This window comes from Paenibacillus sp. FSL R5-0345 (assembly GCF_000758585.1).
In the GTDB taxonomy this organism is placed as follows: domain Bacteria; phylum Bacillota; class Bacilli; order Paenibacillales; family Paenibacillaceae; genus Paenibacillus_AQ.
This window is the reverse complement of record NZ_CP009281.1, coordinates 5,985,223-5,996,796: the sequence shown is the minus strand read 5'-3', so window position 1 is coordinate 5,996,796 and position 11,574 is coordinate 5,985,223. Positions and strand designations below refer to the sequence as shown.

The following is an 11,574-nucleotide window of genomic DNA, read 5'->3' as shown; positions in this document are numbered from 1 at the left end:
AACTTAATCATTCAATCCTTTACCATCCAGAATTTGCGGAATCCATTTCTCAACCCTAGACACACGGGTTTTGGATTGCTTGGGTTCCGAAAAATGATGAAGGTATGCTCTTTGCCGCCCGGGCGTTAAGGCTTCAAAAGCGTTTTTCAAGGCAGGTTGTTCATCGAGTTTAGTTTGAAATTCATCAGGAATGATGAAATCTGTATTCTTTTTAAACTCCACTTCCAAACCAGCTTTTTCAACTTCGATGGCTTCATAAATATAGTCTTTTATGATGCTTTCTTTTTCAAGGATCTCTTGAACATTGGTGAACCGGATCTGTCGTGCAGCTTGTACATTCTCCGTTTGTTGAATCAGAATCCCATGGGTATCCTTTAATAAGACACCTTTATGAAACAGCAGTGCAATATATTCTTTAAATCCATGGATTAAGACAATGTTTTTGTCCTCAAACGTATAACAAGGATGCATCCATTTAAAATCTTCGGACAACAACTCACAGTCAAGAACGATATTTCGCAACGTCTCGTATTCTTCCTGCCACTGTTTTACTTTTCTTAAGAATCCGTCCACCTTAGCGTTGGTTCTACTATTTGTCATTAAGGAACACCCTTCTTCCTCGTAATTATATTAAGCTTTCTACTTGCTTAGCTTGTCCCTTTTACGACCGATCTAATTGCATAGTTTGCATATAGACACTAGTGAAGCTAACATAATATTAGATGTCTCTTTTGGAAATGGCTAGTAAAACTTATGTTAGCGAGGTATTTATGAATACAATTACCGTCGATTTAGTTGCAAGATTAATTAATGAACAATTTCCCGCGTGGTCCGATTTAGAGATTAGACCAGTAAAATTCAGTGGGAATGATAATCGAACGTTTCATTTAGGCGAGCATATGACCGTGAGGTTACCAAGTGCAGCAGCTTATGCTCCACAAGTAGAGAAAGAGCAACTATGGTTGCCCATATTAAGTAAAGAACTCACGTTACCTATTCAAATACCATTAGCCAAAGGGAAGCCTAACGAAGAATATCCATTGCCGTGGTCTATCAATAAGTGGGTAGAGGGTGAAACGTTAACGTACCAAAATATTAATAATCTTAATCAGTTTGCAAGAGATTTGGGAGCATTCTTAATAGAGTTACAATCTATTGATGCTAGTGGAGGACCTTTAGCAGGAGAGCATAATTTCTATAGAGGTGGATCTTTAGCTGTATATGATGAAGAGTCTAGACATGCGATTGAGCATAATAAAGATATTTTTAATGAGAAGCTATTGAGAGAAATCTGGGAACTGGCATTAGCTTCTAAATGGAATTCCAAGCCGGTTTGGGTTCATGGAGATATTGCGCCAGGGAATTTACTAGTCAAAGATGGAAAGCTGTGTGCAGTCATTGATTTCGGAATCTTGGGTGTAGGCGATCCTGCTTGTGATGCGGCAATGGCATGGACCTTTTTTGATGAGGATAGCAGAAAGGTGTTCAAGGATGTATTACAGATGGATGAAGAGACTTGGAATAGAGCAAGAGGATGGGCTTTATGGAAGGCGTTAATCACATATAATGGAAATCGATATTCTACCCCAAAGGCAGCGAGGGAATCCTTAAAAATAATCAACCTCATAGCAGATGACTTCGAATTGTAGAAATTGCCCTACATAAAACGCCTAAACTAACCCATACTAGTTCATAAGTATGATAATTTATGAACATTTAGCGACTGACAACGATTATCATATTAGAATTATTATAAATAACTTGACAGGCCTTAATTTGGTTAATTATAATAATTACAAATAGTATTCAGATATGTGATGTTTGCAGATTTGAATATTGTATCCACAAAAAATAAAACTTAAAGGAGATTTAAATAATATGTCACTTATCGGAACAGAAGTCCTACCATTTAAAGCAAGCGCATTTCAAGATGGGAAATTCATCGATGTTACAGAAGAAAACTTTAAAGGTAAATGGAGTGTAGTTTGCTTCTATCCAGCTGACTTTACATTCGTATGCCCAACTGAACTTGAAGATCTGCAGAACCAATATGAAACCCTGAAACAACTGGGTGTTGAAGTATATTCCGTTTCCACAGATACTCACTTTACACATAAAGCATGGCATGAAAGCTCTGCAGCCATCGGCAAGGTAAAATACATTATGATCGGCGATCCTTCTCATGTGATTTCCCGCAACTTTGATGTTCTGATCGAAGCTGACGGTCTTGCTGATCGTGGTACATTCATCATTGATCCAGACGGTATTATCCAAACCGTTGAAATTAACGCTGGTGGTATTGGTCGCGATGCTAGTGCACTTGTTAACAAAATCAAAGCAGCACAATATGTACGCAATCATCCAGGTGAAGTTTGCCCAGCAAAATGGTCCGAAGGTGCAGAAACGCTTAAACCAAGTCTCGATCTTGTAGGTAAGATTTAAGGAGCGAAAGCTAAATGAAATTAGATCAAGAAATCAAAGCTCAACTAGCTCAATACCTAGAACTCTTGGAAGGCGACGTAGTACTGAAAATCAGTGCAGGCTCTGACGAAGCATCTCAAGAGATGGAAGCGCTGGTTGATGAAATTGCCAAAATGTCAGCTAGGATCACGGTAGAAAAAACCGAACTGCCTAGAACCCCAAGCTTTAGCGTAAATCGTGTGGGTGAAGATACAGGCGTTACCTTTGCTGGAACTCCGCTAGGACATGAGTTTACTTCATTAGTGTTGGCTCTATTGCAAGTTAGCGGAAGAGCACCTAAGGTTGAGCAAAGTGTTATTGATCAGATCAAGAGCATTAGTGGCGAATATAAGTTTGAAACTTATGTCAGCCTAAGCTGTCATAATTGCCCTGATGTTGTACAAGCACTGAACCTAATGAGTATCTTCAATCCTGGCATTACCCATACTATGATTGACGGCGGAGTGTTCAAAGAAGAGGTAGAACGCAAAGAAATTATGTCTGTTCCAAGCGTTTACCTTAACGGTGAATTTTTCGAAAGCGGTCGTATGACGGTTGAAGAAATTCTGGCTAAAATGGGTAGTACTGTGGATGCATCAGAGTTTGACAACAAAGCTCCTTATGATGTACTTGTTGTTGGCGGTGGCCCAGCAGGTGCAAGTGCAGCAATTTATGCGGCACGTAAAGGGATTCGCACAGGGATTGTCGCTGAACGCTTAGGCGGTCAGGTCAACGATACCCTTGGCATTGAGAACTTTATCAGTGTTAATTACATTGAAGGTCCTCAGCTAGTGGCTAAACTTGAAGAGCAAGTGAAAGAGTACGGTATTGATGTGATGAAGTTACAACGTGCCACACGTTTAGATAAGAATGATTTAATTGAAGTTGAGCTCGAGAACGGTGCTGTTCTAAAGAGTAAGACGGTCATCCTGTCGACAGGTGCTCGTTGGCGCAATATGGGTGTGCCTGGTGAAGCTGAATTCAAGAATAAAGGCGTAGCCTACTGCCCACACTGTGACGGTCCTTTATTTACAGGCAAAGATGTTGCCGTTGTCGGCGGCGGTAATTCAGGGATTGAAGCAGCGATTGACCTTGCGGGTATAGTGAAGCATGTAACGGTTCTGGAGTTTGCTCCAGAGCTCAAAGCGGATGCTGTACTGCAAGATCGTCTCTACAGCCTACCTAACGTTACTGTGCTTAAGAACGTGCAAACGAAAGAAATTACTGGAACGGATAAGGTAGATGGTATTTCTTATATCGATCGTGCGACAGAAGAAACTCACCATATTGAATTACAGGGTGTGTTTGTACAGATCGGTTTGGTTCCGAACACAGATTGGTTAGGTGACATGGTTGAACGTACTCGCGTTGGCGAGATCGTTGTAGATAGCCATGGTGCCACAAATGTACCAGGAGTATTTGCTGCTGGCGATTGCACTAATAGTGCTTATAAACAAATCATCATTTCGATGGGATCAGGTGCAACAGCAGCTTTAGGTGCATTTGATTATCTGATCCGTAACTAATCGATACTGTTAATAAAAGCAAGAAATCAAAAGCCCTCACTTCAAAGTGGGGGCTTTTGTTATGTTATCCGTATGTTGTATGAGAAAAAAGGGGATTTGTAAACTTTTTTGGAGGATTTTATGAGGATTTCTCGAATACATATTTCAAATATGAACTAAGCAAAATTTAGAATTTAGCATGATTAGAAAATTCTTTTTGCTGGAATGGAGACTAGATTTTTGTGATTAACAACATTGAATCCTTAAACAAATTTATCTCGTTTATACCTATTATTAAATTATCTATTCCGGCTGATTTATCCATAGCCATCTGTGATCTGGAAAGGTTTGTTGCTTATTTTCCTGGCGACACCATTGATTTAAACATTAATGAAGGTCAACTGTTAAACAAAGAAGAACCACTTTACTTAGCTATGCGAGATAATCAAGCTTTGAAGTCCGATGTGCCGGCCAACTTCTATGGATTCGAGTTTACGGGTACTGCGACACCTCTTCACGATCAAACGGGTCAAGTCATTGGCGGGATTGCAGTTCAGATTCGCAGACAAAGTGAATTAAAAGCTATTGTAGAACAGATCTCAGAATCACTAACCCAAGCCAATGAGCAAATTGATAATATTTCATATGGCGCAAGTTCACTTGCGGAGTACACTCAGCAACTACTTATACAATCCCAGCAAGCTGGAAGAGATGTGGAGAATACTACAGAGGTCCTATCGATTATTAAAAAGGTTGCTGACCAAACGAATTTACTCGGGCTAAATGCAGCCATTGAAGCGGCGCATGCAGGTGAGAAGGGAAGAGGATTTGAAGTCGTAGCCAAGGAAATTCGAAAATTTTCACGGGAAACCGTTTCCTCAACACAAAATATAAATGAAACCATGCTACAGATTAAGGGGATTACGAACCAAATGGCTAACTCGATAGAGAAGATAGCTGCGATCGGACAAGAACAGGCGGCATCTGTTCAGCATACTTCTGCATTTATTGAGGAAATAAAAATGATGTCCCAAAAGCTTAACGAGTTTGCGAATAAATTGTAGTAAGAGAATCAGTTCTTTTTTTGTTGAAACAAAAGAATATTTTAAACGTATATTTAAATTCATGGATGGTATAGTAAGATAGTAGTGGAGTAACAAACTTAGGAGGAATAAATCATGTCAACACCGCACAATGCAGCACAGAATGGTGAAATCGCCAAAACAGTATTAATGCCAGGAGATCCGTTAAGAGCGAAGTATATCGCAGAAACCTATTTGGAGAACCCAACCCAATTTAATACGGTACGGAATATGTTTGGATATACAGGTACTTACAAAGGTAAAGAAGTGTCAGTAATGGGTTCGGGAATGGGAATGCCAAGTATCGGTATTTATTCTTATGAACTATACAAAAACTATGGTGTGGAGAACATCATCCGCATCGGTAGTGCAGGTGCCTACACAGATAAATTGAACTTATTTGACGTAGTGCTGGCGGATAGTGCTTGGAGTGAATCTACATACGCCTATGTGCAAAGTGGTGTAGAAGGAGACGTGCAACTGCCAAGTAAAGAATTGAATGAGATCATTGAAGCAGCAGCAAAACGCATTAATAAGCCACTTTTGACTGCAAGAATTCATTCCAGCGATGTGTTCTATCATGAAGACAACGTGCCAGGCCACAATGAATTTTACAATGAGCATGGTTGTGTATGTGTAGAAATGGAGAGCTATGCACTGTTCCATAATGCGAAAGTATTAGGTAAACAAGCAGCATGTATTCTTACCATTTCGGATTCATTAGTTACCCATGCAGTAACCACGGCAGAAGAAAGACAAAATTCTTTCAACAGCATGATGGAAGTTGCATTAGAAGCAGCGATTTCTCTTTAAGATTAAGAAGTGAAAGATAAGCTAAAACATCTTTATACAGAAATTGTATAAAGATGTTTTTTTGCGTTTTCAAGATTCAAGAGACTATACCCTTTAGGTTAATTATTGACAAGAAGAAAAATCCAGATCATAATAACATATGAGCACTTGTTCATATGTTATTATGATCTGGAGCTTTTGAATACCACTGCACGCGCATACAAATAATATCTTGCTGAAGGTAAATAGGAGGTAAATTATGAAGAACAAGAAGAATAATCACAATCATCAGATTGAGCATGTAGACGGGCAACACTCTGATCACGATCACAGCGATCACAGCGATCACAATCATTCCCATGCAGGACACGATCATTCCCATGGACCTCACGGTCATCATCATTTTGATTCTAGCGGAAACAAAAAAGGACTAATGATTGCATTAATAATTACAGTAGGAATTATGTTTTTGGAGTTTTTTGGCGGACTGGTCACTAACAGCTTAGCGCTGCTATCGGACAGTGGGCATATGCTAAACGATGCAAGCTCCTTAGCATTAAGCTTAGTAGCGGTCTGGTTTGCAACTAAACCTGCCTCTCCTAATAAAACATATGGATTTCATCGGTTTGAAATTCTAGCGGCACTATTGAATGGGGTCACCTTATTTGTAGTTGCTGGTTTTATCATCGTGGAAGCTTATGGCCGATTCTTCGAGCCGCCTACGGTTGCAAGTGGTTCTATGATGCTGATCGCATGTATAGGTCTTTTAGCCAATGTTGCAAGTGCTTGGTCTCTTATGAGAAAAGGGGATGTAAAGAATAACATTAACCTTCGCAGTGCTTATCTTCATGTGCTTGGCGATGCTTTAGGCTCCGTAGGGGCTATTATCGCAGGTTTAGTCATGATGATTTTCGGTTGGTATATTGCCGACCCGATTATAAGTGTACTAGTTGCTTTGTTAATTCTTAGAGGCGCTTGGGGAATCATCAAACATACCGTTCATGTTCTTATGGAAGGTACTCCGATTACAGTGAATCCATCTGAGGTGAAGGCAGTTCTAGAAAATATCGAAGGCGTTATAAATGTTCATGATCTTCATATTTGGACGATTACCTCCGGACTTGATTCACTAAGTTGCCATCTCTTAATCAATGACCAGGAGGATGATCAACGTATTTTACAGCAATCTATTCAGTTAATAGCGGAACGCTTCAAAATCCAGCATACTACTATTCAAATTGAGACATCGGCGATATTCCATGAAGTGATGAAAGTCTAAACGGTATTTTATATTTTGAATAGAATAGGAGGGCTATAGTATAATAAAACTATATGGAAAGGAGTGATTGGTGCATGGAAGATCATACGCACGAGCACGAATCATGTAGCACGGGTGAACGAAAAAGTCATCACTCTGAGAAGACTAAAAAGAACCTGGTTAGCCGTCTCAATAGAATTGAAGGACAAGTAAGAGGGCTAAAAGGATTGATTGAAAAGGACACCTATTGTGATGATGTGCTGCATCAAATCTCTTCGGTCCAATCTGCTTTGAACGGCGTAGGAAAGCTTTTGTTAGAACATCATATGAAGAGCTGTGTCGTGGAACGAATCCAAGATGGTGAAAATGAAGTGTTAGACGAGTTATTAATTACCATCAATAAATTAATTAAATAATGGATAATAGAAAGGATTCGTTGGTGGAATCCTTTTTTGTTAGATTCAAATATAGTATAGGGGGGTATACTAACAATATTAGAAAATATACTGAAGGAAGGAGATCCATATGAATGTAGAGGTATTTACAACACCGACCTGTGAGGATTGCAGAAGTTTTAAAAAGTTCTTAAATGAGCATCGTATTCCATTTACTGAATTTAATATTGCAGATCATCCTGAGCACGCAGATACACTATTTAATCGAACAGGAAAAAGGCTGGTTCCTACCATTTTCATTAACAATCAGGTATTCTTCGGATTTGTGTTCAATCGTCAAGAAATTGAGAAGCAGCTTCTTGTCTAAGGCTCAGGACTTTATATAATCATCATCCGGCAATTTCTCAGAGCATGATAAGTTAGCTCAAGATTGGGTATATATAGAGTAGGGGACTATCCTAAATTACATCTTGAGAGGAGCTTATACGATGTCACATCAAGATTATAAAGCGTGTATTGAAGAGTGTTTAAAATGTATGGTTGCTTGTAATCACTGTTACTCATCTTGCTTGGAGGAAGACCATGTTGCCATGATGAAGGAGTGCATTCGTCTTGATCGTGAATGTGCAGAGATATGCGGATTCACGGCGCATGCCATGTCGATGAATAGTAAATATGTTAAAGCCCTATGTTTAGCTTGTGCAGAGGCTTGTGAAGCCTGTGGAAACGAATGTAAAAGACATGACCACGAGCATTGCCAGCAATGTGCAGAAGCATGTTTTGCCTGTGCAAGAGTTTGTCGTGAAATGGCCGCTTAACCTAGTAGAGAGTGCTTCAAATCAGACGAATGAAAAAAGGGAGTGTTCTCAGAAACAGGATTTCTGTTACTGAGAATGCTCCTTTTTAGGTATTTGCAGTAGAGCTTGTTGCTTGACATAATATAGGGTAGGGGGGTATACTTACATCAAGAAGAAGATGATACAAACCATGAAAATCATCACAAAAGTGGAAGAGGTGTTTATATAATGGCTACTACTGGGGCGGGGCAATCACAAACGTCACTTCAGATCACAGGGATGACTTGTGCAGCATGTGCAAACCGTATAGAAAAAGGCTTGAATAAACTTGAAGGTGTAAGTGAAGCCAACGTAAACTTTGCAATGGAGAGGGCTACAGTGACTTATGATCCGAACATAGTGGACGTAAGTAAGATGGAAGCAAGTATTCAGAAGCTTGGGTATAGCACGGCTAAAGAAGCTGTAGATTTACAGCTTGTAGGTATGACATGTGCCGCTTGTGCGCTGAAAATTGAAAAGACTCTGAATAAGCTACCAGGCGTAAGCACGGCTAATGTGAACTTTGCGATGGAAACAGCCCATGTCGAATATAACCCCGTTGAAGTTTCTGTATCTGATATGCAGAAGCGGGTAGAGAAGCTTGGATACAAAGCTGTTCCCAAACAGGAGCAAGGTGACCCCTCAGAGCAGCGACAACAAGATTTATCCAAGCAAAAACGTAAGCTTCTGATCTCCGCAATTCTATCGTTTCCACTACTGTGGGCGATGGTGAGCCACTTTTCGTTCACTTCGTGGATATGGCTGCCCGATCTTTTTATGAATCCATGGTTCCAATTGGTTTTGGCAACACCGGTTCAATTTTATATTGGTAAACAGTTTTACATCGGTGCCTACAAAGCTCTACGTAACGGCAGTGCGAATATGGATGTACTGGTTTCACTGGGGACCTCAGCAGCCTTTTTTTACAGCTTGTACCTAACCATAGTTTGGGCTGTTGATGGTGGGAGCGCGCATCATGGACCAGAAATGTATTATGAAACAAGTGCAGTATTGATTACTCTCGTTCTAATGGGGAAATTGTTCGAATCCTTGGCAAAAGGACGGACATCGGAAGCGATTAAATCCTTGATGGGACTGCAAGCTAAGACGGCTTTGGTTGTCCGCGATGGTGAAGAATTAAGTATTCCTGTAGAGGAAGTTATTGCAGGTGATATAGTCCTTGTTCGTCCAGGGAATAAAGTCCCTGTGGATGGTGAAGTTCTGGAAGGGATCTCGTCGGTAGATGAGTCCATGTTGACAGGCGAAAGCCTTCCTGTTGAAAAGAAAGCCGGAGATTCCGTCATTGGAGCGACAATTAATAAGAACGGAATGCTTCGAATCAGAGCAACCAAAGTAGGTAAAGAAACTGCTCTTGCACAGATTATTAAAGTGGTTGAAGAAGCGCAGGGTTCGAAAGCCCCTATTCAACGGGTCGCTGACGTCATTTCCGGTATTTTTGTTCCTATCGTTGTCGGGATTGCAGTTATTGCATTCTTAGTGTGGTACTTCTTCGTAACACCGGGTGATTTTGCAGGAGCCTTGGAAAAAGCAATCGCCATTCTGGTTATCGCATGTCCTTGTGCTTTAGGTCTGGCTACGCCAACCTCCATTATGGCTGGTTCCGGACGTGCAGCTGAATGGGGAATCCTGTTTAAAGGCGGAGAACATTTAGAGCAAACGCATAAAATTGACACGATCATCTTAGATAAAACAGGTACAGTAACAAAGGGCAAACCTGAGCTTACCGATATTTTGGTTGAAGGTGATGAGACAGAATTTCTTAGACTGGTGGGTGCAGCGGAGAAGAATTCAGAACATCCACTTGCAGAAGCTATTGTCGCAGGCATCTTGGATAAAAATATTGAATTGCCAGGGACCGAATCTTTTGAAGCCATTCCGGGGTTTGGGATCAAGGCTGTCGTGGAAGGTAAAGAGCTGTTAATTGGTACTCGGCGTCTCATGGACCAATACGGAGTAGAGGCAAGTCATGCCTATAACATCATGTCTACCTTAGAAGAATCCGGTAAAACAGCAATGCTTGTTGCTATAAATAAAGGGTACGTGGGTATGGTAGCTGTAGCGGATACGATTAAAGAAACCTCTCAGGCTGCTGTCAGTCGCTTGAAAGGAATGGGAATCCAGGTCATCATGATCACCGGTGATAACGAACGTACAGCAAAGGCGATCGCAGCCCAAGTTGGCATTGATCATGTACGCGCTGAAGTGCTTCCAGAAGGAAAAGCGGAGGAAGTGAAAAAATTACAAGCGGAAGGAAAAATAGTAGCCATGGTTGGGGACGGCATTAACGATGCTCCTGCTCTTGCTACTGCAGATATTGGGATGGCAATCGGTACCGGTACGGATGTGGCTATGGAAGCTGCGGATGTTACTTTAATGCGTGGCGATTTATCCAGTATTCCAGATGCTATCTACATGAGCCGTAAAACGATGACTAATATTAAACAAAATCTATTCTGGGCACTTGGTTACAACTCACTTGGCATTCCGATTGCAGCACTGGGTTTCTTAGCTCCATGGGTAGCGGGGGCGGCAATGGCTCTCAGCTCGGTTTCCGTTGTTCTTAATGCACTTCGTCTGCAACGTGTGAAGATCCGTAACTAAATGGCTAGAGGAATGGAGACGGGGATAAGTATGGGAGAGATAACGAAAATAGCAGTTGCGCCGCCAATTCAAGTGGGGGGAAGCCTGTTTACACCAGAGCAGCTGGCTACAATTGGGGCTATTGTAGGGAAGAATGCGAAAATTGAAATGACACCTTTTAAACAGCTTTATTTGGAGGTGCCTCTGGAGAAACGAGAAGAGATAGTGGAACAACTTGAGCGTACAGGATTGGAAGTATATCCAGCGGGATTTGTCACGAAAAGCCTGATTGCCTGTAATTTTTGCAGAGGGGCCGAGGATGCGGGGCTGGCAGTTGCACAGAAATTAAATCAGTCTATAGCAGGGATTGAAACACCTTTGCCACTGAAGATTGGTTATGCGGGCTGTGCACTCGGAACAAGTGAACCCTTGTTGAAAGATATCAGCGTTGTGAAAATGCGTAATACTTATGAGGTTTTTGTTGGAGGAGAACCTAAGGGGCTTAAGACTTCAATCGCACAATCCTTTAGATCAGGGCTGACTGAGGATCAACTCATTCCACTGATTTTGTCATTGATTAACTACTATAAGGCCAACGCCAAAGGGAAAGAGAAATCAGAAAGTTTATTGACAGGATGACATTAG

12 protein-coding genes are annotated in these 11,574 nt (G+C 41.0%); 11 read left to right on the top strand and 1 reads right to left on the bottom strand.

What is annotated here, in order from left to right; all coding sequences use genetic code 11:
- Positions 1-3: 3 nt before the first annotated feature.
- Positions 4-600 carry a YdeI/OmpD-associated family protein gene (locus R50345_RS26405; protein WP_042131129.1) on the bottom strand — a complete coding sequence of 199 codons (597 nt, stop codon included), beginning with the start codon at positions 598-600 and terminating at the stop codon, positions 4-6.
- A gap of 170 nt (positions 601-770) precedes the next feature.
- On the opposite strand from R50345_RS26405, the gene R50345_RS26400 reads away from it, so the two are divergent.
- The 11 genes from R50345_RS26400 to R50345_RS26355 all read left to right on the top strand — a co-directional run bounded on the left by R50345_RS26400 (position 771) and on the right by R50345_RS26355 (position 11,568).
- The gene (locus R50345_RS26400; protein ID WP_042131128.1) at positions 771-1,649 is read left to right on the top strand and encodes an aminoglycoside phosphotransferase family protein; all 879 of its coding nucleotides are present in this window, start codon (positions 771-773) and stop codon (positions 1,647-1,649) included.
- Between the two features lie 229 nt (positions 1,650-1,878).
- Positions 1,879-2,442 (top strand): alkyl hydroperoxide reductase subunit C, encoded by a 564-nt coding sequence (ahpC, locus tag R50345_RS26395; RefSeq protein WP_042131127.1) that lies wholly within the window; start codon positions 1,879-1,881, stop codon positions 2,440-2,442.
- A gap of 14 nt (positions 2,443-2,456) precedes the next feature.
- Positions 2,457-3,986: an alkyl hydroperoxide reductase subunit F gene (gene ahpF / locus R50345_RS26390; RefSeq protein WP_042131126.1), complete on the top strand. Its 1,530-nt coding sequence runs from the start codon at positions 2,457-2,459 to the stop codon at positions 3,984-3,986.
- A gap of 221 nt (positions 3,987-4,207) precedes the next feature.
- Complete coding sequence (locus R50345_RS26385; RefSeq protein WP_042131125.1) at positions 4,208-5,029, top strand: methyl-accepting chemotaxis protein; 822 nt, start codon at positions 4,208-4,210, stop codon at positions 5,027-5,029.
- Positions 5,030-5,143: 114 nt separating this feature from the next.
- On the top strand, positions 5,144-5,860 hold the full coding sequence (gene deoD / locus R50345_RS26380) for a purine-nucleoside phosphorylase (RefSeq protein WP_042131124.1): 717 nt from the start codon (positions 5,144-5,146) through the stop codon (positions 5,858-5,860).
- Between the two features lie 238 nt (positions 5,861-6,098).
- Positions 6,099-7,118 carry a cation diffusion facilitator family transporter gene (locus R50345_RS26375; protein WP_081954201.1) on the top strand — a complete coding sequence of 340 codons (1,020 nt, stop codon included), beginning with the start codon at positions 6,099-6,101 and terminating at the stop codon, positions 7,116-7,118.
- 74 nt (positions 7,119-7,192) lie between these two features.
- Positions 7,193-7,513 (top strand): metal-sensitive transcriptional regulator, encoded by a 321-nt coding sequence (locus R50345_RS26370; protein ID WP_042131123.1) that lies wholly within the window; start codon positions 7,193-7,195, stop codon positions 7,511-7,513.
- Positions 7,514-7,622: 109 nt separating this feature from the next.
- A complete protein-coding gene (locus R50345_RS26365; RefSeq protein ID WP_042131121.1) occupies positions 7,623-7,859 on the top strand; it encodes a glutaredoxin family protein in 237 nt (78 codons plus the stop codon).
- 121 nt (positions 7,860-7,980) lie between these two features.
- A complete protein-coding gene (locus tag R50345_RS31000; protein ID WP_081954200.1) occupies positions 7,981-8,310 on the top strand; it encodes a four-helix bundle copper-binding protein in 330 nt (109 codons plus the stop codon).
- A 207-nt stretch (positions 8,311-8,517) separates the two neighbouring features.
- Positions 8,518-10,950, top strand: coding sequence for a heavy metal translocating P-type ATPase (locus R50345_RS26360; RefSeq protein ID WP_042131120.1), 2,433 nt, complete (start codon positions 8,518-8,520; stop codon positions 10,948-10,950).
- A gap of 30 nt (positions 10,951-10,980) precedes the next feature.
- Entirely contained in the window at positions 10,981-11,568 is a 588-nt protein-coding gene (locus R50345_RS26355; protein WP_042131119.1) for an NAD(P)/FAD-dependent oxidoreductase, read from the top strand.
- Positions 11,569-11,574 lie beyond the last annotated feature (6 nt).